22 protein-coding genes and 1 riboswitch are annotated in these 18894 nt (G+C 58.2%); of the genes, 13 read left to right on the top strand and 9 right to left on the bottom strand.

Translation table 11 applies throughout. The annotated features are described in order from the left end of the window. Window positions 1-183 precede the first annotated feature (183 nt). Window positions 184-417, bottom strand: a complete 234-nt coding sequence (locus TU76_RS04625; protein WP_019823873.1) for a hypothetical protein — start codon at window positions 415-417, stop codon at window positions 184-186. A 156-nt stretch (window positions 418-573) separates the two neighbouring features. Here TU76_RS04625 and TU76_RS04620 point away from each other — a divergent pair, with 156 nt between their 5' ends. After that, complete coding sequence (locus TU76_RS04620; RefSeq protein ID WP_048351163.1) at window positions 574-1158, top strand: YajG family lipoprotein; 585 nt, start codon at window positions 574-576, stop codon at window positions 1156-1158. A gap of 56 nt (window positions 1159-1214) precedes the next feature. Here TU76_RS04620 and TU76_RS04615 read toward each other — a convergent pair whose 3' ends face one another. Both TU76_RS04615 and TU76_RS04610 read right to left on the bottom strand, forming a co-directional pair. After that, window positions 1215-1421, bottom strand: coding sequence for a hypothetical protein (locus TU76_RS04615; RefSeq protein WP_019823869.1), 207 nt, complete (start codon window positions 1419-1421; stop codon window positions 1215-1217). Window positions 1422-1601: 180 nt separating this feature from the next. Next, window positions 1602-2768, bottom strand: a complete 1167-nt coding sequence (locus TU76_RS04610) for a 1-acyl-sn-glycerol-3-phosphate acyltransferase (protein ID WP_037031942.1) — start codon at window positions 2766-2768, stop codon at window positions 1602-1604. 104 nt (window positions 2769-2872) lie between these two features. On the opposite strand from TU76_RS04610, the gene TU76_RS04605 reads away from it, so the two are divergent. The 4 genes from TU76_RS04605 to TU76_RS04590 are packed head-to-tail and all read left to right on the top strand — an operon-like array spanning window position 2873 to window position 4859. Then, complete coding sequence (locus tag TU76_RS04605; protein WP_019823864.1) at window positions 2873-3055, top strand: CPXCG motif-containing cysteine-rich protein; 183 nt, start codon at window positions 2873-2875, stop codon at window positions 3053-3055. Window positions 3056-3067: 12 nt separating this feature from the next. Continuing rightward, on the top strand, window positions 3068-3328 hold the full coding sequence (locus TU76_RS04600) for a putative signal transducing protein (protein WP_037032031.1): 261 nt from the start codon (window positions 3068-3070) through the stop codon (window positions 3326-3328). A 51-nt stretch (window positions 3329-3379) separates the two neighbouring features. After that, complete coding sequence (locus tag TU76_RS04595) at window positions 3380-4006, top strand: SOS response-associated peptidase (protein WP_048351162.1); 627 nt, start codon at window positions 3380-3382, stop codon at window positions 4004-4006. A gap of 34 nt (window positions 4007-4040) precedes the next feature. Beyond that, window positions 4041-4859: a M48 family metallopeptidase gene (locus TU76_RS04590; protein ID WP_019823857.1), complete on the top strand. Its 819-nt coding sequence runs from the start codon at window positions 4041-4043 to the stop codon at window positions 4857-4859. Window positions 4860-4964: 105 nt separating this feature from the next. On the opposite strand, the gene TU76_RS04585 is transcribed toward TU76_RS04590, so the two are convergent. The 3 genes from TU76_RS04585 to TU76_RS04575 all read right to left on the bottom strand — a co-directional run bounded on the left by TU76_RS04585 (window position 4965) and on the right by TU76_RS04575 (window position 7805). Next, window positions 4965-5549, bottom strand: coding sequence for a TMEM165/GDT1 family protein (locus TU76_RS04585; protein WP_019823855.1), 585 nt, complete (start codon window positions 5547-5549; stop codon window positions 4965-4967). 90 nt (window positions 5550-5639) lie between these two features. Continuing rightward, a riboswitch (yybP-ykoY riboswitch) is annotated at window positions 5640-5761 on the bottom strand. 49 nt (window positions 5762-5810) lie between these two features. Further along, window positions 5811-6809 (bottom strand): class I SAM-dependent methyltransferase, encoded by a 999-nt coding sequence (locus tag TU76_RS04580; protein WP_019823853.1) that lies wholly within the window; start codon window positions 6807-6809, stop codon window positions 5811-5813. A 30-nt stretch (window positions 6810-6839) separates the two neighbouring features. Then, window positions 6840-7805, bottom strand: a complete 966-nt coding sequence (locus TU76_RS04575) for a 2-hydroxyacid dehydrogenase (protein ID WP_019823851.1) — start codon at window positions 7803-7805, stop codon at window positions 6840-6842. Window positions 7806-7885: 80 nt separating this feature from the next. Between TU76_RS04575 and TU76_RS04570 the strand changes: the two genes are divergently transcribed. From TU76_RS04570 to TU76_RS04560, 3 genes are all read left to right on the top strand, one after another. Beyond that, complete coding sequence (locus TU76_RS04570; protein WP_019823850.1) at window positions 7886-8515, top strand: LysE family translocator; 630 nt, start codon at window positions 7886-7888, stop codon at window positions 8513-8515. Between the two features lie 163 nt (window positions 8516-8678). Beyond that, on the top strand, window positions 8679-10436 hold the full coding sequence (locus TU76_RS04565; protein ID WP_048351161.1) for a DUF1302 domain-containing protein: 1758 nt from the start codon (window positions 8679-8681) through the stop codon (window positions 10434-10436). Between the two features lie 154 nt (window positions 10437-10590). Then, window positions 10591-11313 carry a YiaD family glycine zipper/OmpA-like lipoprotein gene (locus tag TU76_RS04560; RefSeq protein WP_019823846.1) on the top strand — a complete coding sequence of 241 codons (723 nt, stop codon included), beginning with the start codon at window positions 10591-10593 and terminating at the stop codon, window positions 11311-11313. A gap of 102 nt (window positions 11314-11415) precedes the next feature. On the opposite strand, the gene TU76_RS04555 is transcribed toward TU76_RS04560, so the two are convergent. Further along, window positions 11416-11850, bottom strand: a complete 435-nt coding sequence (locus TU76_RS04555; protein ID WP_019823844.1) for a Z-ring associated ZapG family protein — start codon at window positions 11848-11850, stop codon at window positions 11416-11418. A gap of 139 nt (window positions 11851-11989) precedes the next feature. Here TU76_RS04555 and TU76_RS04550 point away from each other — a divergent pair, with 139 nt between their 5' ends. The 3 genes from TU76_RS04550 (at window position 11990) to zapE (ending at window position 15191) form a co-directional block, all read left to right on the top strand. Beyond that, window positions 11990-12625, top strand: coding sequence for an alpha/beta hydrolase (locus TU76_RS04550; RefSeq protein ID WP_019823843.1), 636 nt, complete (start codon window positions 11990-11992; stop codon window positions 12623-12625). A 24-nt stretch (window positions 12626-12649) separates the two neighbouring features. Continuing rightward, window positions 12650-14005: a tryptophan--tRNA ligase gene (locus TU76_RS04545; protein ID WP_048351160.1), complete on the top strand. Its 1356-nt coding sequence runs from the start codon at window positions 12650-12652 to the stop codon at window positions 14003-14005. Between the two features lie 91 nt (window positions 14006-14096). Beyond that, on the top strand, window positions 14097-15191 hold the full coding sequence (gene zapE, locus TU76_RS04540; RefSeq protein WP_048351159.1) for a cell division protein ZapE: 1095 nt from the start codon (window positions 14097-14099) through the stop codon (window positions 15189-15191). A gap of 93 nt (window positions 15192-15284) precedes the next feature. Here the strand turns inward: zapE and TU76_RS04535 are convergent, their stop codons facing one another. Continuing rightward, window positions 15285-16220, bottom strand: coding sequence for a GlxA family transcriptional regulator (locus tag TU76_RS04535; RefSeq protein WP_173667415.1), 936 nt, complete (start codon window positions 16218-16220; stop codon window positions 15285-15287). A 325-nt stretch (window positions 16221-16545) separates the two neighbouring features. Beyond that, complete coding sequence (locus TU76_RS04530) at window positions 16546-17586, bottom strand: NADP(H)-dependent aldo-keto reductase (protein WP_019823838.1); 1041 nt, start codon at window positions 17584-17586, stop codon at window positions 16546-16548. Between the two features lie 246 nt (window positions 17587-17832). On the opposite strand from TU76_RS04530, the gene rplM reads away from it, so the two are divergent. Together rplM and rpsI are read left to right on the top strand one after the other, a co-directional pair. Further along, window positions 17833-18261, top strand: a complete 429-nt coding sequence (gene rplM / locus TU76_RS04525; RefSeq protein ID WP_007917032.1) for a 50S ribosomal protein L13 — start codon at window positions 17833-17835, stop codon at window positions 18259-18261. A 14-nt stretch (window positions 18262-18275) separates the two neighbouring features. Next, window positions 18276-18668: a 30S ribosomal protein S9 gene (rpsI, locus tag TU76_RS04520; RefSeq protein ID WP_003216038.1), complete on the top strand. Its 393-nt coding sequence runs from the start codon at window positions 18276-18278 to the stop codon at window positions 18666-18668. Window positions 18669-18894: the final 226 nt, after the last annotated feature.

The raw sequence follows: 18894 nt of genomic DNA, 5'->3' as shown, positions 1-18894 counted from the left end.
CAAGCGCACCTGCTTCACATGGTCTGTGTGGGCGGCTCTCTGTGGGCGGTGCGGGGGAGCTAATACAAGCGCATTAGCGATGCTGCGAGGCCCGATCAGGAGACGTCCTTATAATCGGGGGGAGATTGTAGCGAAGAAACGCGGGCAATTGATCCTGTTAAATGACTTTTATTGGTGCGTTGGTCAAAGTCCCAGCAGGGGTTGCACTGCTGAACGTGGTGCGGACGAGGCAATACGGGCGCTGGCGGGTAGTACCTGGTGCAACCAGTTGAGGCGGATTTCTTCGATTTCGACCCAGCTGTCGCCGACCGGCGGTTGTTTGCATTGCTTGAATGCCTGGCAGCGACCCGTCGGGTCGAGGCGGGCGAAGCAGCGGTTAGGGCGATTCAGGCCCAGCAACGATAAGAACCTGTTCATGGCAGCACCTGTTGAGTCAGTCAGTCAGACAATGCCCTGTTGACGTGACATCACGATGTAATGGCGATGACAGGGTGGTGACAGCATGCGGCTAGTTCGCAGGCGCACAGCACCCTATACTGACGGCCTGTTTTACCCAGTCCTGGAGAGATGAGCATGTTGCAACGCCTGTTGTTCGGTTTGATTACTGTGACCAGTTTGACTCTGGTCGGCTGCGCCCACAGCCCGCAACAACTCAGCCCGCAACCCAAGCTGACCACCCAGCTTGCGCCAGTGGGTCGTGGCCAGCCGGTAGTGGTGCGTGTGGTCGACGGTCGTCCTTCGCCAACCCTGGGCACCCGTGGTGGCATGTACCCCGAGACCAGTGCAATCAGCGTCAGCAGTGCCGACCTGATTCCCAAGCTACAAGCCCAGGCTGAAGCCGCCGTGCGTTTGCTGGGCTACACGCCTACATCCAATGCGATGAATGCCCCGACGTTGACCGTGACCCTGGCCGAACTGAAGTACCAGTCGCCCAAGGACACCATGTACGTGACCGAAGCGACCATTGGCGCAACCTTCCGCTCCGATGTGAAGAACGGTGGCCGTACTTACAGCGGTCGTTATGGCGCCTCCCTTGATCAGCGCTTCGGCATGGCGCCCAATCAGGAAACCAACACCAAGCTGGTGAGCGATGTGCTCAGTGACGCACTGACCCGTGTGTTCAAGGATCCCTCCATCGGTCGTTTGCTCGGCGAGTAAATGCTGCAAAACAAAAAGCCCGAACTCAGTGAGTTCGGGCTTTTTTGTGTCTGGCTTCAGGCCGCTTCGGCATACAGCTCAAGGCGGCTGACGCCGGTGAGCAAGTCCAGTTCAGGCAAATCGGCATGGGTATGGCCGCTCAAGGCGCAATAGACCAGCCAGTGGCGATCCTGAACGTTAAAGGCCAAGCCCTCGATCAGTGCCTGTTGTTCGTCGCTGGGAGCGATGAGGTAAAGGCGGTCCTGGTTTTCTGCGTGCAACATGACAAGCTCCGTGTCGGTGTCGAGGGGCCACAGAGTGGCCTCTCTTCATGACGATACGGTGACAGCAGAAATTAAGCATTGCTGTGGGAGCGAGCCTGGTCGCGATGCGGGCGGCTCAGTTTGTCGGTGCATCGAGTCGATGCAATCGCGACCAGGCTCGCTCCCACGGGTCTTATCGGGTTACAGGGGCAGCCCGGCCTTGACCCGATACTGATTACGTACCGGCATCGCATATTGCAGCACCAGGTACGGGCGGTGTTCGGCCGGGCAGGCGTCCAGGCGGCGTTGCCATTCCTGTTGTGCCTTGGCCAGTTCTTCGGCGCTGAATACCTCGGCAGCCGTTGGTACTTGCAACTCGGGCTCGGCATCAGCCCACTGCGCATACGCCAGGTAGTGCGCAGGGAACAGGCGGTAACCGCTGAGGATATGGCGATCCATTTCCGTGGCCAGCAATTTGCTGTCCTCGAAAAGCTCGGTAATGGGCGCGGCAAAGTTCACGTGTACGCGACCTTTGTAACCGGTAATGCCGTTGGCGATACTGGTGTCGTCTTCGCCCGGCGCCTTGCTGTATGTGCCCGTGGTTGCGCGGATATACAGCTCTCGAGCTTTGGCCTGATCGCAGGGGTCGTATTCGTAGCTGATCGAAACCGGGGTCAGGTTCAGAGACTGAATGACCTCGGCGAACGGCTCGCTTTTACGGCTCATGTGAAACATTTTCAGGATCGCCGAGTCGGTGCGGTCATCGCCGTCCTTGGCCCGGCCTTCAGCCTGGGCAATCCAGATTGACTGGCAGTCCGTGCGGATCGAGTGATTGATGTAAGCCGACAGCAGTTGATAAGCAGCAAGCTTTTCACGGCGCCCGGTGATCGAGCGGTGAACGATGAAGCTTTTGTTCAGGCGCATCAAATCGCTGACAAAGGGCTTTTGGAGCAGGTTGTCGCCAATGGCGATACGGGGTGTTGGCAGGCCCGCGTGATAAACCGCGTAGTTGACGAAAGCCGGGTCCATCACGATGTCGCGGTGGTTGGCCAAAAACAGATAGGCACTACCCGTCTTCAACTGTTCAACGCCGGTATAGGTCACACCATCAGTGGCATGCTCGATGGTGCGGTCGACGTAAACCTCGACCTTGTCTTGCAAAGTGGCGACGGAGGTCACGCTCGCGAACTCTTTACGCAGACGATGGGCTATAAGTGGTTTTAACAGCCAGCCGAAAGCGCCTGCCAGGCGCGGGAAGCGAAAGTGGGTCAGGATATCTAGAAACGCCTTGTCGCTGAGCAACCGGGCCAGCACTGCTGGGACTTCGGCGTCGTCGTAAGGTCGGATGGTATCGAATTCGCCCATCATGCTCTCTTGTTGGAAACGGCTAGGGTTGGTACGCAGGGCAGGGCAAAAAAATAGCCCTGCTAATAGACAGGCGATTATACGCACAAGTCACTCAGGAGACCGCGATGCTTGAAACTGAGCACTATGAATGCCCTTATTGTGGCGAGCAGGCAGAAGCTGTACTCGACCTATCCGGTGGCGATCAAAGCTACATTGAAGACTGCCCGGTGTGTTGCCGGCCCATTATGTTTCATCTACAGACCGACGGTCGGGAATGGATGCTCGATGTTCATACCGAAAATGAGTAGCGAGTGAAGCTCATGCAGCGCATCTACGAGCCGGAAAACCTGATGGAAGCCGAGCTGTTGCTGGGCATGCTTGCCAGTGAAGGGGTGGAAGCGCGGCTGGAGGGGCGCGACCTGATCGGGGCAACGGGCGAATTACCCGTGTTCGGTCTGCTGGGCTTGGCGGTTGCCAATGATCGCGCGCAATACGCGCGAGAGTTGATCGATGCGTACAATGCCGCGTCACCGGTGGCGGGTGATGAGCCCGAGAGTTTCCCCGATGTGCTGGATTGCTGAAGCCAGCGACGGTTTTTTCACTGCTTTATAGAAGAAGAGTTGTGCTGCCCCATGTGTGGACGTTTTGCCCTGTTTCGCTGGAATCCTGCGTTTGCAGCCTTGCCCGGTTTCCCCGCTGATCAGCAGGCCCAGTGGAATATTTCGCCCAATGACGCGGTGTTGATCCAACGGGTGGGTGCCGAGCCTGGCCAGCGCGAACTGGCACGGGCGCGCTGGGGGCTGACCCCGGCCTGGCTGACCGATCTGTCACGCACTCCTGCCCATGCCCGGGCTGAAACCGTGGCCGAGCAGCCTATGTTTCGCGACGCCTTGCGCCAGCGGCGCTGCCTGATCCCGGCCAACGGTTTTTACGAATGGCGCGGCACCACCCGCAAACGTCCCTATTGGCTGACACCGGGGGAGGGGGCTTCGCTGTTTTTTGCCGGTATCTGGGAGGCGTACCCGGTTGAGGGGCATGTGTGGTTGAGTACCGCGGTGATCACCCAGGCAGCGGCCAGTCAGCGTCGGCCGTTGATTCTGGATGAAGCGGGTCAGCAAGCCTGGCTTGATCCAGAAACGCCGCTTCATGTATTACAGGCGCTGCTTGCCAGCCCGCAGATGCCGTTGCGTGAACGACCGTTGGCCAATCTGGTCAATGATCCCAAACTCAATGCACCCGAGTGCCTGACGCCGGGTTGAGATACGATGCGCACCCTCTTTATGGAGATAGTTGATGGGTAAGTTAGCGGTAGTGTGCGCGATGGGCGCCGGGTTGTTGCTCGGCGGTTGCCAGGCGGTGAATACCACCAGTGGTGGGGCGGTCGGCGTTGAGCGCAAGCAGTATATGTTCAGCATGTTGTCGAGCCAGCAAGTTGACCAGATGTATGCGCAGTCGTACCAGCAGACAGTGAGCGAGGCGAGCACCAAGGGTGCACTGGACAAGACCAGTGCCAACGCCAAGCGCCTGCAGGCAATTGCCAACCGACTGATTGCCCAGGCCCCGGCCTTTCGCCCGGATTCCGCGCAATGGAACTGGGAAGTCAATCTGATCAAGAGTGATGAGCTCAACGCCAACTGCGGTCCTGGCGGCAAGATCATCTTTTACAGCGGGATCATCGATCAGCTCAAACTCAGTGATGATGAAATCGCCGCGATCATGGGCCATGAAATTGCCCACGCTTTGCGTGAGCACGGGCGTGAATCCATGTCCAAGGCTTACGGCATCGAAATCGCCAAGCAAGGCGCCGGTGCATTGTTGGGGTTGGGGCAAGACAGCCTTGGGCTGGCCGACACGGTGGTGAATTACAGCCTGACCTTGCCCAACAGTCGCAGCAATGAAAACGAAGCAGACTTGATCGGCCTGGAGCTGGCAGCGCGTGCGGGTTACAACCCGAATGCGGCCATTACCCTGTGGCAGAAAATGGCCCAGCAATCACAGGATGGACCGCCTGAATTCATGAGCACTCACCCGGCCTCCAGCAGTCGTATTACGGCGCTGCAAGCAGCCATCCCCAAGGTAATGCCGCTTTATCAGCAGGCCCCGAAATCGTAACCCCCTCGTGGGCGCGGGCTTGCTCGCGATTGGATCGCTGCGGTCTGACACTTAAACCGCGTTGCTGCCATCGCGAGCAAGACCGCTCCCACACTCAAAAGCGGGCTACACCCAGCCGCTGATCTGCATTGCCTTGTACACCGCCACGATGGCCAGTACGACGAACGCGGCAGCTGCCAGGCGTCGAATCAGGGTCAGCGGCAGTTTGTCAGCCGCAAAGTTACCCGCCAATACCACCGGTACGTTGGCAATCAGCATGCCCAGGGTGGTACCGATAATCACCAGCCACAGATCCGGGTATTGCGCAGCTAGCATCACGGTCGCGACTTGGGTCTTGTCGCCGATTTCGGCAATGAAAAACGTGATCAGAGTGGTAACGAAAGGTCCGTACTTGCGCGCGGTGCTGGCTTCGTCGTCATCCATCTTGTCGGGCACGAGGGTCCACAACGCAGTAGCGGTAAAGCTTGCAGCAAGGATCCAGTGCAGCATGGCGTCACTGAAGAAGGTGCTGAACCAGGCGCCTACGGCACCGGCCGCCGCATGGTTGGCCAGCGTCGCGACCACGATGCCGGCAATAATCGGCCAGGGTTTGCGAAAGCGTGCGGCGAGAATGAGGGCAAGCAGCTGCGTCTTGTCGCCGATTTCGGCTAAGGCAACAATTGCGGTAGGAACGAGTAAGGAGTCGAGCATCATCAGGTAGCTTCCAGGGGCGGGTCGACACGGCTATGACACGTACAGCCTTCCCGCCCCGGGTAAGGTGTTCGTGTCATAGGTCTTGTCAAACCCCGGTCCGTCTGTGCGGACACCTGGGTCGCATACGCCATGGTCTGTTGACCAAGTATGTTGACGTATGCCGGACGAGCGTGGCGCTCGTGGGAGACTACTCCCCTAGGACGGAGCGGATTCTGCCTAGGCAAATCCGATCCGGCAAGCCCTTATTTCACAATGTGTTCAACGGCGCTTGGCGCTGTAAATCCGGAAACCCTGACCTTCAGCCTTGACCGCGCAGGCACCGAAATGCTCTTCGATCAGCGGTTGGTAACGCAGGAAGCTGTTGGCAACAATCCGAAGTTCGCCGCCTGTTTTCAGATGTTTGACTGCTTTTTGCAGCAAGTTTTCAGTGGCGTGGTAATCGGTGTGCACCCCGACATGGAACGGCGGATTGCTCAGAATCGAGTTCAAGCCCATGGGCGCGGCATCGATGCCGTTGCCTGTAATCACTTCGCCTTCCAGGCCGTTGGCGGCAAGGGTCAGACGGCTGCTGGCCGTGGCGAAGGCATCCACGTCGAGCAAGGTGACAGTGTTATGCGGGTAGCGCCGTTTGACCGCAGCGCCGAGCACGCCTGCGCCACAGCCGAAGTCCAGCACGTGACCGCTGGGCAGTTTGTCCAGATGCTCAAGCAGCAAGGCGCTGCCGCGATCCAGGCGCCCGTGGCTGAACACGCCCGGCAGGCTGACGACCTTTAGCGGGCCTTCAGCCAGCGGCAGTTCGTAATGGTGCGCGAGGTCTTCAAGTACCGGCACGCTCGGAGCGTTATCCACAGTCACTTGCCACAACTGGCAGTGCCGCGCGCTGTCGAGCTTGCGCGGCTTGCCGAACGGGATCAGCTGTTTGGAGGCGCCTTCAATGCCGCCCTTTTTTTCGCCAACCAGAAACACATCGGCATTGGGTAAGCGAGCGGCCACGGCCTTGAGCACGTAGTCGCTCAGTTCCTTGGACTTGGGCAGAAACACCACGGCAGTGTCGAATGCCCGTTCGGGGATTTCGACACCAAACTGCACACGACCTTCAAAGCGGGCGTCGAGTACGGCCTGGTCGCCGGCGTGCCAGCACCAGCCGTGTGCATCGGGCAATTCGCCGAGTAGTTCGTCAGCCGGCAAGCCGACTAACAGCACCGAACCCTGAAAGTATTCAGGCTGACGAAGCAGTACTTCACTGCGCGGATCCATAATCTGCTCCTCAAAAAGGGGCGCAGTCTATCAACTGACGACCCGCAGCGCTGTACCGTTAAAGAACGCTTCGGCGTTTTGCGCCAGTTGGCCGACGATACGCTGCCGGGCCTCGCGGCTGCCCCACGCGCTGTGCGGGGTAATGATCAGGCGCGGGATGTCGGCTGCCAGCAGCACGTTGCCGTCGCGGGGAGGCTCGACGCTCAGCACGTCGGTCGCCGCGCCGCCCAGATGGCCGCTGCGCAGCGCGTCGGCCAGAGCCTGTTCGTCGATGATGCCACCGCGTGCGGTGTTGATCACAAAGGCCCCGGGCTTGAGCAGTGCCAGCTCCCGGGCGCCGATAAAATTGCGTGTGTGCTCGGTGAGCGGGCAGTGGAAGGTCAGGGCGTCGACCTGAGGCAGCAGCTCGTCCAGGGTCAGGCGGTCGGCGTGGGCCGGGCGGCCGGGGATCTGACCGATCAATACGCGCATGCCGAAGGCTTCGGCCAGTCTGGCCACTGCGCTGCCCAGTTCACCATGACCGAACAGACCCAAGGTCTTGCCTTCCAGCTCCACAATCGGAAAGTCCAGCAGGCAAAACTGTTTGGCTTCCTGCCACTGACCGTCGGTGACGGCTTTTTGATAGTCGATCAGGCGTGTGGCCATTGCCAGCAGCAGGGCAAGGGTGTGCTGTGCCACGGATGGCGTACCGTAGCCCTGGCAGTTGGCAACGGTGATCCCTTGAGCGCGGGCGGCCTCAAGGTCTACGTTGTTGGTGCCGGTGGCCGCCACCAGAATCAGCTTGAGGTCCGGGCAGGCGGCGAGAGTGTGGGCGTTGAGTTGGACTTTGTTGCTGATGGCTACACTGGCGCCTTGCAGGCGTTCGATCACATTCGCGGGGGTAGTGTCCGACCACACCTGCAGATCGCCGAAGCTGCGACGCAGCGGGCCCAGGTCGAGGTCGCCCAGATCCAGTGACGTGTAATCAAGGAATACGGCGCGCTGAGTGTTAGTCATCAACTGTACCTTTTGTGCTGTGAAATGAAGGCGTAATGTGGCGAGCCTAACAGAAGAAACAATTTGTAATGGAGCCGTACATGTACTGGACAGAATTTTTGACCGTTGCCCTGATTCACCTGCTGGCGGTGGCCAGCCCCGGGCCGGATTTTGCCGTGGTGGTACGCGAGAGCGTGACCCACGGTCGCCGCGCCGGTATTTTTACCGCCTTCGGTGTAGGCACGGCGATTTTCGTCCATGTCGGTTATTCGCTGTTAGGTATCGGGATTATTGTGTCGCAGTCGATTGTGCTGTTTAACGCGCTGAAGTGGCTGGCTGCGGCTTACCTGCTGTACATCGGCTTCAAGGCGCTGCGGGCCAAACCGGCCGATCCGGCCGCACTGGCCGCCGCGTTGCCGGTGGGTGAGCGTACGGCTCGCGGTGCGTTCACTTCGGGCTTTGTGACTAATGGCCTGAACCCCAAGGCGACACTGTTTTTCCTGTCGTTGTTCACCGTGGTGATCAACCCGCATACGCCGCTGTCGATCCAGGCTGGCTACGGCGTGTACCTGGCGGTCGCCACCGGGCTGTGGTTTTGCATGGTCGCCATGCTGTTCAGCCATCAGCGCGTACGCACCGGCTTTGCCCGCATGGGGCATTGGTTTGATCGCACCATGGGGGCGGTACTGGTGGCGCTGGGCATAAAGTTGGCGTTTACCGAGATGCATTGATCCCTATGCGTAGTCGCTGCCGCAGGCTGCGAGCTTTTGATCTGATAGCGATTAAAAGCTCGCAGCCTGCGGCAGCGACTACGGGAGTGGGAGTGTTCTTGTCAAAATCTGGATTTGCTTCATCCTTGCGGGCTTATTGCAGTGTGCCCACGGAGAAGTATCGATGTCCTCAGTCAACCGGTCCTGGCGCCGCGCCAAGCTGGCGCTGGCAGTCAGCCTCGCGTCGACGTCCGCCTGGGGCGTGAGCTTCAATGTCGGCCCGGTCGAGGGCCAGATCGATTCCGAGTTGTCCATCGGTGCCAGTTGGTCCACCGCCAAGGCCGACCGTAACTTGATTGGCGCCAACAATGGCGGCAAGGGGCAATCCGAAATCTCGGATGATGGCCGCCTCAACTTCAAGCGCGGCGAAACCTTCTCCAAGCTATTTACCGGCATGCACGCACTGGAGCTGAAGTACGGCGACAGCGGCCTGTATGTGCGCGGCAAGTATTGGTACGACTTTGAGCTGCAGGACGACAGCCGGCCCTTCAAACCCGTCAGCGACAGCGGGCGCAAAGCCAGTGCGCAATCGGCCGGGGCGCAACTGCTGGATGCCTTCGTGTACCACAACTATGAGATCGCCGATCAGCCCGGCGCGGCGCGCCTGGGCAAGCAAGTGGTCAGTTGGGGCGAGGGCGTGTTTATCGGCGGCGGGATCAATGCGATCAACCCCACTGACGTGTCGGCTTATCGGCGGCCGGGCACTGAATACAAAGACGGTCTGGTGCCGGTCAACCTGTTTTATATCTCGCAAAATCTGACTGACAATCTGTCGGCTGAAGCTTTTTATCAGCTGGATTGGGAGCAGTCGCAAGCAGATAACTGCGGGACGTTTTTCTCCCAATCCGATGTGATGGCTGACGGGTGCAGCGGCAATTACCGGGTGATGAGCAAACGCTCGGCGTTAGATGTGGCAGACCTTGCGGCGCTCACGGGTGCGGGTGTCGACGTAAACGGCGAGGGCGTGCTGGTGCGTCGTGGCGCTGATCGCAATGCGCGCAACGGTGGTCAGTTTGGCGTGGCCATGCATTATGTGTTTGAACCGCTGGACACCGAGTTTGGCGCCTACTTCATGAATTATCACAGCCGGGACCCGATCCTCAGTGCGGGCGCTGCGCCGCAGTCGGCCTACAACGCTGCGGCAGGTGCGGGCGGGCTGGGGTCGATGATCGTTGCCGGCAACTCCAGCTACTACGTCGAATACCCCGAAGACATCCACTTGTATGGCTTGAGCTTCGCTACCAGGTTATCCACAGGCACGGCCTGGAAAGGCGAGCTGAGCTATCGTCCCAATGCGCCGGTGCAACTCAACAGCAACGATTTGCTGTACGCCAACATCACGTTGCTGCCTGGACTTGCAAGCGCATCGCCATTGACCGTGACTCCCGGCGCGGATGTACAGGGCTATCGGCGTAAGGAAATCACCCAGTTCCAGACGTCCCTCAGCCATGTTTTCGACAACGCCATGGGTGCCAATCGCCTGACCGTGACCGGCGAGGTAGGGGTCACCTACGTGGGCGGGCTGGATAGCTCATCAGACTTGCGTTATGGCCGTGATCCGGTGTTCGGTTCAGACGGCCATGACGGCTTCACCACCGCCACTTCCTGGGGCTATCGTGGTCGGGCGGTGTGGGAGTACAACAGTGTTTTACCCGGTGTGAACCTGAAGCCCAATCTGGGCTGGTCCCATGACATCAGCGGCTATTCCCCTGGTCCCAATGCCAACTTCGAAGAGGGCCGCAAAGCCATCTCCGTTGGCCTGGACGGCGAATACCAAAACACCTACACCAGCAGTCTGTCGTACACCAACTTCTTTGGCGGGCGCTACAACACGCTCAGTGACCGCGACTTTGTGGCGCTGACGGTGGGGGTGAAGTTCTAAGTCGGAGTTTGTGAGGTGGCGATCGGGCGACTATGGTTTGCGTAGTGCAAATGTCAGCGACCAAAGGAATTTTTACAGCGGGTCGTGTTCTAACGCCCACAAAGGTCCAATGCCAACGGCCTTTGCCCCAGAAAGATTGATCAGGAGCTTCACCATGTTCATTTCGCGTCGTTTGATTGTTGCTGCAAGTGCGGTTGCCTTGCTGGCCGGCTGCGCTTCGCCTAACCCGTATAACAACCAGGGCCAGGCGTCTTCCGGGACGGGCATGAGTAAAACCGCCACCTACGGTGGTCTTGGGGCATTGGCTGGTGCTGTAGCCGGTGCTGCCATCGACCACAACAACCGTGGCAAGGGTGCGCTGATCGGCGCCGCTGTGGCGGGTCTGGGTGCTGCAGGTTATGGCTACTACGCTGACAAGCAAGAGGCGGCACTGCGTGCAAGCATGGCCAATACCGGCGTAGAGGTTCAGCGTCAGGGCGATAACATCACTCTGGTGATGCCGGGCAACATTACCTTTGCCACCAACTCCGCCAACATCGCCCCAAGTTTCTATCAGCCACTGAACAACCTGGCGAACTCGTTGAAGCAGTTCAACAACCAAAACCAGATTCAGATCGTGGGTTATACCGACAGCACCGGTAACTACAACTACAACATGCAGCTCTCGCAGCAGCGTGCGCAGAGCGTGGCGACCTACCTGACGTCCCAGGGTGTGAGCGGTCAGTACCTGTCAGTACGTGGCGCCGGCCCGGCCGACCCGATTGCCAGTAACGCAACAGCTGACGGTCGCGCGCAAAACCGCCGCGTTCAAGTCACGCTGGCGCCGATCCCTGGCATGCAATACCAGCAGCCAGGTCAGGTGCAGCAGTACCCGTAAAGGCAAGGCACTTCGTAGCAGCTGCTACGGGTTAGTCACCAGCCATACAAAAAAAGCCCCGCGATCCTTGCAGATCGCGGGGCTTTTTATTGGGCGTGACGTTTACTTTTTCAGGCCGTAATGCTCATCGAGCATACCCGGGCCATTGGGGCTCTTTGGGGCGTAATCCAATGGCGGCTCAGTACTGTGCGGCGGAGTGATGCGCTCGCGATGCGGTTGTGGCACATCGGAGTGCAGAGCAGCCAGCAGGCGTTGGCGAGTTTGCTCGTCCAGGGCCAAACGGTTGGCGCCCTCGGCGAGGTGTTCTTGCACGTCCTGATAGCTCTGAGTGAGCTTTTTGACCAGATTGGCGGTGGTGTTGAAGTGGGTCACCACTTCACTTTGGTAACTGTCAAAACGTTCCTGGATGTCGTCGAGCTGACGCTGCGTACGGTTAGGCACGGCATTTGGCAGTAGACGAGCAACCAGAAAACCAATGGCGACACCGGCAACCAGGGCGAGAGTCGGCAACAACCAAATCAAGAGCGAGTGTTCCACGAGTCCTTCCTCTATAAACGGCTTTGCTTTACGTTAACGGCTCGGACCTGCGCTGTATACCGCGATGCACTCGCAAATATGTCAGACAGAATCTATCAGCTAGACGAGTCGACCCAATTTGAGGTCACGGAGTTCCTTCTTGCTTACCCGCGAAACCCCCGTAGTAATTGATGGCCCGGTCGGCCAACTGGAAGCCTTGTACCTTGATTCTGCTGAGCCACAGGGCCTTGCGCTGCTGTGCCACCCCAATCCGGTGCAGGGCGGAACAATGATGAATAAAGTGGTTTCGACCCTGCAGCGCACTGCCCGCGATGCTGGCCTGATTACCTTGCGATTTAATTACCGTGGCGTCGGCACGAGCGCTGGCAGTCATGACATGGGCACCGGCGAAGTCGACGATGCACTGGCTGCGGCTCATTGGTTGCGCGCCAAACACCCTGAATTGCCAATCACCTTGCTCGGCTTTTCGTTTGGCGGCTTTGTTGCAGCCAGCCTGGGTGGCCGGCTTGAGGCCGAGGGCGAGCATTTGTCGAGGGTGATCATGGTCGCCCCGGCGGTGATGCGTCTGCGCGACGAAGATGCCTTGCCCCACAACTGCCCGCTAACGGTTATCCAGCCCGAAACCGATGAAGTGATCGATCCGCAGCTGGTCTATAACTGGTCAAACGACCTGTCGCGCCCCCATGAGCTGCTGAAAGTGGCAGAATGCGGACACTTTTTTCACGGCAAGCTGCCCGAGCTCAAAGAGTTGGTAGCGCCACGCCTTTCGAATTGATTGCAGCCTGATAAGCGATTACCCATGACCACTCGTACTCGTATCCTCACCGGTATCACCACCACCGGTACGCCGCACCTGGGCAACTACGCCGGGGCCATTCGCCCTGCGATCGTGGCCAGTCGCGACCCCAATGCCGACTCGTTCTACTTTCTGGCCGACTACCACGCCCTGATCAAATGCGATGACCCGCTGCGCATTCAGCGCTCGCGTCAGGAAATCGCGGCGACCTGGCTGGCGGCCGGTCTTGATGTAGATCGTGTGACGTTCTATCGCCAGTCAGATATCCCGGAAATCCCGGAACTGACCTGGTTGCTGACCTGTGTGGCGGCCAAGGGGCTGCTCAACCGGGCTCATGCCTACAAGGCTTCGGTCGACAAGAATCTGGAAAATGGCGAAGACCCGGATGCGGGCATCACCATGGGGCTGTACAGCTACCCGGTGTTGATGGCCGCAGACATCTTGATGTTCAACGCCAACAAGGTGCCGGTCGGTCGCGACCAGATCCAGCACGTTGAAATGGCCCGGGACATTGGCCAGCGTTTTAACCACTTGTTCGGCAATGGCAAAGAGTTTTTCGCCATGCCTGAAGCGCTGATCGAAGAAAGCGTGGCTACCTTGCCAGGCCTCGATGGTCGCAAGATGTCCAAAAGCTACGACAACACCATTCCGTTGTTCAGCAGCGCCAAAGACATGAAAAGCGCTATTTCGCGCATCGTCACTGATTCCCGTGCGCCGGGCGAGGCGAAAGATCCGGACAACTCGCACCTGTTCACCCTGTACCAGGCATTCTCCACGCCTGAGCAGGCGGCAGAGTTGCGCAGTGAGCTATTGCAGGGCCTTGGCTGGGGCGAGGCGAAAGAGCGTCTGTTCAAGCTGCTGGACGCCGAACTGGGTGAATCCCGCGAGCGTTATCACGACTTGATGTCACGACCTGCCGACATGGAAGACATTCTTCTGGCAGGCGCACAAAAAGCGCGTCAAACCGCGAGTCCATTCCTGGCGCAATTGCGTGAGGCGGTGGGTCTGCGATCGTTTGTCAGCGTGGCTCAAACCGCCGCTGCCAGCAAAAAGAAGGCCGCCAAGGGCCCTCGCTTTGTAAGTTTTCGCGACGAAGACGGCAGTTTCCGTTTCCGCCTGCTCGCCGCCGATGGCGAGCAACTGTTGTTGTCGCGCAATTTTGCCGATGGCAAAGCCGCGGGTCAGGTCACCAAGCAACTGCAATCCGGTGAGCCACTGGATGTGCGCAGTGACGAGCTGAGCTTCAGCGTCTGGCTGGGTGACGCCTGTGTGGCCGACAGCCCGGCGTTTGCCGACAGCGTGGCGCGTGATGCGGCTATCGAAGCACTGCGACTGGCGCTATTGCCCGCGCAAGACTGAGAAAGTGCGACGTTTCGTCTCAGGTTTGATTGCCATTCTTAAGGGCCGTCGCTACAGTGTCGGCCCGTTTTTGTTGCCTTGCTAACGAATTATGACGCCTCTAGAACGATATCAAGTTGATCTGAAACGCCCGGACTTCTTTCACGATGCCGCACAGGAAAACGCCGTGCGCCATCTGCAGCGCCTGTACGACGACCTGGTGGCTGCTTCGCAGAGCAAGCCGGGTCTGTTCGGCAAGCTGTTCGGCAAAAAAGAGCAGGCGCCGGTCAAAGGCCTCTATTTCTGGGGAGGCGTGGGCCGGGGCAAGACTTATCTGGTCGATACGTTCTTCGACGCGTTGCCGTTCAAGCAGAAGATGCGCACTCACTTCCACCGCTTCATGAAGCGCGTGCATGAAGAGATGCGTACCCTCAGTGGCGAAAAGAACCCGCTGACCATCATCGCCAAGCGCTTCTCTGATGAGGCGCGGGTGATTTGCTTTGATGAATTCTTTGTGTCGGACATTACCGATGCAATGATCCTCGGCACCTTGATGGAAGAGCTGTTCAAAAACGGCGTTACCCTGGTCGCGACGTCGAACATCGTGCCGGACGGTTTGTACAAGGACGGCTTGCAACGTGCGCGTTTCTTGCCTGCTATTGCACTGATCAAGCAGAACACCGAGATCGTCAACGTCGACAGCGGCGTCGACTACCGTCTGCGCCATCTGGAGCAGGCTGAGCTGTTCCACTTTCCGCTGGATGAAGCCTCCGAGAAGAGTTTGCGCGAAAGCTTTAAAGCGCTGACGCACAACTCTACCCGGGCGATTGAAGGCGATGACTTGATCATCGAAAACCGCACCATTCGCGCTCTTCGCACTTGTGATGACGTGGCCTGGTTCGATTTTCGCGAGTTGTGCGACGGCCCGCGTAGCCAGAATGACTACATTGAGCTGGGTAAAATCTTCAACGCTGTGATCATCAGCGGTGTAGAGCAGATGGACGTTAAAACCGACGATATCGCCCGACGCTTTATCAACATGGTCGATGAGTTTTATGACCGCAACGTAAAGCTGATCATCTCGGCTGAAGTTGAGCTCAAGGACTTGTACACCGGCGGGCGCCTGAACTTCGAGTTCCAGCGCACTCTCAGCCGTTTGCTGGAAATGCAGTCTCACGAATACCTGACCAGGGCGCACAAACCCTAGTCGAGAAAAAGGCCTGCATTGCAGGCCTTTTTTTTACCCTCCTGAATCTGGAGGGCGTCTTCAGCATCAGGCTGTCACAGTCATGGCCGGAATTTAAGCGACTTGTTTTACGCCCGCCTGCAGGAACTGCTGCCGATACTGGTTCGGTGACAGCTCGGTGTGCTGGCGAAACAGTCGCGCAAAGAAACTCGCGTCGTCATAGCCCACGTCGTAGCTGATGGTCTTGATGCTTTTGCGCGAGGCCGAGAGCAGTCCCTTTGCGGTTTCTATGCGCAGGCGTTGCAGGTAATGCAAGGGCTTGTCGCCCGTTGCGAGCTGAAAACGGCGCATGAAATTGCGGATACTCATGCCGTGATCGCGAGCGACGTCTTCAAAGCGAAACTTGTCGGCAAAGTGATCTTCGAGCCATTGCTGAATTTGCAGAATGATCACGTCCTGATGCAGTTTTTGGCCGCCAAAACCAATGCGCCCCGGGGTGTAGTTGCGCTGCACCTCGTAAAGAATGTCCCGGGCCACGGCCTGGGCAATATTGGCGCCGCAGAAACGCTCGATCATGTAGATATAGAGGTCGCAGGCAGAGGTCGGCCCGCCGGCGCAGTAGAGATTGTCTGCGTCAGTGAGGTGCTTGTCCTGATTGAGGTGAACCTCAGGGTAGCGCTGGGCAAACGTGTCGAAAAAGCGCCAGTACGTGGTTGCTTCCTTGCCATCCAGCAGCCCGGCTTCTGCGAGCCAGAATACCCCGGTGGCCTCCGCGCACAGGACTGCGCCGCGAGCATGCTGCTCGCGCAGCCACGGCAGGACTTGCGGGTAGCGCTGGCAGATTGTGTCGAAGTCTTCCCCGAAGGCCGGAAGGATGATGATGTCGGAGTCCTCCAGGCCGCCATCGACGGGGAGTACCACATTGCTGAAGCTGACTGCGGGTTGGCCGTCAGGGCTCACCAGTCGCGTTTCGAAGGTGGGGGTCAGGCCCCGGCCTAATTGCTTGCCATGACGCAGGCTGGCGAGATGAAAGAAGTCCTTGGCGTGCATCAGGGTCGAGGCGAATACCCGATCGATGGCCAGGATGCTGACGCGCCTCAGGGGCGTGGAGCGTTGAGTAGACATAGACATATTTTGATTATTCTTATAGGTGAAATTGGTCAACTTACGGCTGGATCGTCTTATTTTTTTCCCTGTGTGTCTAGGGGGAGGTTACGCCGCCCCTGTAGCAGCTGCCGCAGGCTGCGTCCGGCAGCGTAGCCGTCGTAAGGTCTGAGGTTGCGCACTGACAGTTAGTCGGCGCTCTCAGGTTTACGATTGCTTGGAAATCGGACGTCGCCTTCTGCAACTGCTACGAAAACGGTTTACAGCAGGATCAAGGCGCCGGGTTTGGCTGCTCCTTGTGAATCGCTTCGATGCCGGCCAGTACTTCATCCGATAATTTCAGGTCGTGGCTGGCGATATTGCTTTTGAGTTGCTCCATCGACGTCGCCCCAATGATGTTGCTGGTGACGAACGGTTGCTGGGTGACGTAAGCCAGTGCCATCTGGGCCGGGTCCAGGCCGTGTTCGCGGGCCAGGGCCACATAACGCTCGCTGGCAGCCACGGCCTGCGGGTTTGAATAGCGCGAGAAGCGGCTGTAGAGGCTCAGGCGGCCTTTAGGCGGCTGGGCACCGCCACTGTACTTGCCCGACAGCATGCCGAACGCCAGGGGCGAGTAGGCGAGCAGGCCGCATTGTTCGCGAATGGCAATTTCGGCCAGGCCCACTTCAAAGCTGCGGTTGAGCAAGTTGTAGGGGTTCTGGATCGATACGGCGCGTGGCCAGCCACGGCTTTCGGCCAACTGCAGAAACTTCATCGTGGCCCATGGCGTTTCGTTGGACAGGCCTATGTGGCGGATCTTGCCAGCCTTGACCTGTTCGTCGAGTGCCTCAAGAGTGTCTTCCAGGGGGGTGAAGTCCTCGTCGGCGTTGTGCTTGTAGCCCAGCTGACCGAAAAAGTTGGTACTGCGTTCAGGCCAGTGCAGTTGGTAGAGATCGATCCAGTCGGTTTGCAGGCGTTTGAGGCTGGCGTCCAGGGCTTGCACGATGTGAGTACGGTTGTGTTTCAGGTTGCCGTCGCGGATGTAGTCGATGCCGTTGCCGGGGCCAGCGATCTTGCTTGCCAGGATCCAGTCGGCACGATCGCCGCGTTCCTTGAACCAGTTGCCGATGTAGCGCTCGGTGCTGGCGTAGGTTTCGGCCTTTGGCGGCACCGGATACATCTCGGCGGTGTCGATAAAGTTGATGCCGGCATTTTTCGCGTATTCGATCTGCTCGAAGGCTTCAGCCTGGGTGTTCTGCTCGCCCCAGGTCATGGTCCCGAGGGCGATTTCGCTTACTTTCAGTTCGGTCCGGCCTAGCTTGCGGTAATCCATCGTGTGCTCCTTCGGGTAAACAAACATAAAAGCAGGTTGTAATTTTTTGCGCAATCTGGATAATTGCCGACCTCTTTCTGCAGTGGAAGTGATGCGCCGCCTGCCGAAGAATCTTGCCGTTGAACGGACGCGCTGACCCGAGCCCCCGATAGCGTCTGTATCCGGCTGCCTTTGACTTGTCAAAGTACGCACTATTCAGTAAGATCTGCCGTCTAATTTACAGGGCGGCCCCTGAGGCTATAAAGAATGAAAACTTTTACTGCTAAACCAGAAACAGTAAAGCGCGACTGGTTTGTCGTCGACGCTGCTGGTCAGACCCTGGGTCGTCTGGCCACCGAGATCGCGAGCCGTCTGCGTGGCAAGCACAAGCCGGAATACACTCCGCACGTTGACACCGGTGACTACATCGTTGTTATCAATGCTGAGCAGATCCGTGTTACTGGTGCTAAAACCACTGACAAGATGTACTACTCTCACTCCGGTTTCCCGGGCGGGATTAAGTCGATCAACTTCGAAAAGCTGATCGCCAAAGCTCCTGAGCGCGTGATCGAGACCGCGGTTAAAGGCATGCTGCCTAAAAACCCACTGGGTCGCGACATGTACCGTAAGCTGAAAGTCTATGCGGGCGCTGCTCACCCTCATACTGCTCAGCAGCCCCAAGAACTGAAGTTTTAACGGAATAGTTCATTATGTCGGCGACTCAAAACTACGGCACTGGCCGTCGTAAAACCGCAACCGCTCGCGTTTTCCTGCGTCCGGGTACCGGTAACATCTCGATCAACAACCGCACTCTGGAGAATTTCTTCGGTCGCGAAACTGCCCGCATGGTAGTTCGTCAGCCGTTGGAACTGACTGAGACTGTCGAGAAATTCGACATCTACGTCACCGTGATCGGTGGTGGTGTAAGTGGTCAAGCTGGCGCAATCCGCCACGGTATCACTCGCGCACTGATGCAGTACGACGAAACCCTGCGTGGCGCTCTGCGCAAAGCTGGCTTCGTAACTCGCGATGCTCGTGAAGTTGAACGTAAGAAAGTCGGTCTGCGTAAAGCGCGTAAGCGTCCGCAGTACTCGAAGCGTTAATTCGCAGCTTCGTTCAAAAAAGCCCAGTCTCCTTCGGAGCTGGGCTTTTTTTATGGGTGATGAATTATTGGTGTGACAACTTGCCACATCCAGCAAACGCCTATACTACAAGGCTTGTAGCCGCCCGAGAGCGGTAATTACCTTGTCAGAGTAGGGGCTTTTCATTACCATTCTGCAAAATTTTTATAAGTTCAGATGCAAATTTAGTAGATGCCTGATTTAACAG

The sequence above is a fragment of the Pseudomonas psychrophila genome, assembly GCF_001043005.1.
GTDB lineage: Bacteria > Pseudomonadota > Gammaproteobacteria > Pseudomonadales > Pseudomonadaceae > Aquipseudomonas > Aquipseudomonas psychrophila.
Note: the sequence above shows the minus strand (reverse complement) of the source record. Positions and strands in the feature narration are given on the sequence as shown.

Bases quoted from the DNA above. Each gene is read 5' to 3' on its own strand.
- TU76_RS04585 (WP_019823855.1), bottom strand. From the start codon at position 5,549: ATGCTCGACTCCTTACTCGTTCCTACCGCAATTGTTGCCTTAGCCGAA.
- rpsI (WP_003216038.1), top strand. From the start codon at position 18,276: ATGTCGGCGACTCAAAACTACGGCACTGGCCGTCGTAAAACCGCAACC.
- TU76_RS04580 (WP_019823853.1), bottom strand. From the start codon at position 6,809: ATGGATCCGCGCAGTGAAGTACTGCTTCGTCAGCCTGAATACTTTCAG.
- TU76_RS04610 (WP_037031942.1), bottom strand. From the start codon at position 2,768: ATGATGGGCGAATTCGATACCATCCGACCTTACGACGACGCCGAAGTC.
- TU76_RS04595 (WP_048351162.1), top strand. From the start codon at position 3,380: ATGTGTGGACGTTTTGCCCTGTTTCGCTGGAATCCTGCGTTTGCAGCC.
- rplM (WP_007917032.1), top strand. From the start codon at position 17,833: ATGAAAACTTTTACTGCTAAACCAGAAACAGTAAAGCGCGACTGGTTT.
- TU76_RS04545 (WP_048351160.1), top strand. From the start codon at position 12,650: ATGACCACTCGTACTCGTATCCTCACCGGTATCACCACCACCGGTACG.
- TU76_RS04620 (WP_048351163.1), top strand. From the start codon at position 574: ATGTTGCAACGCCTGTTGTTCGGTTTGATTACTGTGACCAGTTTGACT.
- zapE (WP_048351159.1), top strand. From the start codon at position 14,097: ATGACGCCTCTAGAACGATATCAAGTTGATCTGAAACGCCCGGACTTC.
- TU76_RS04535 (WP_173667415.1), bottom strand. From the start codon at position 16,220: ATGCACGCCAAGGACTTCTTTCATCTCGCCAGCCTGCGTCATGGCAAG.
- TU76_RS04625 (WP_019823873.1), bottom strand. From the start codon at position 417: ATGAACAGGTTCTTATCGTTGCTGGGCCTGAATCGCCCTAACCGCTGC.
- TU76_RS04530 (WP_019823838.1), bottom strand. From the start codon at position 17,586: ATGGATTACCGCAAGCTAGGCCGGACCGAACTGAAAGTAAGCGAAATC.
- TU76_RS04575 (WP_019823851.1), bottom strand. From the start codon at position 7,805: ATGACTAACACTCAGCGCGCCGTATTCCTTGATTACACGTCACTGGAT.
- TU76_RS04605 (WP_019823864.1), top strand. From the start codon at position 2,873: ATGCTTGAAACTGAGCACTATGAATGCCCTTATTGTGGCGAGCAGGCA.
- TU76_RS04615 (WP_019823869.1), bottom strand. From the start codon at position 1,421: ATGTTGCACGCAGAAAACCAGGACCGCCTTTACCTCATCGCTCCCAGC.
- TU76_RS04600 (WP_037032031.1), top strand. From the start codon at position 3,068: ATGCAGCGCATCTACGAGCCGGAAAACCTGATGGAAGCCGAGCTGTTG.
- TU76_RS04560 (WP_019823846.1), top strand. From the start codon at position 10,591: ATGTTCATTTCGCGTCGTTTGATTGTTGCTGCAAGTGCGGTTGCCTTG.
- TU76_RS04570 (WP_019823850.1), top strand. From the start codon at position 7,886: ATGTACTGGACAGAATTTTTGACCGTTGCCCTGATTCACCTGCTGGCG.
- TU76_RS04565 (WP_048351161.1), top strand. From the start codon at position 8,679: ATGTCCTCAGTCAACCGGTCCTGGCGCCGCGCCAAGCTGGCGCTGGCA.
- TU76_RS04590 (WP_019823857.1), top strand. From the start codon at position 4,041: ATGGGTAAGTTAGCGGTAGTGTGCGCGATGGGCGCCGGGTTGTTGCTC.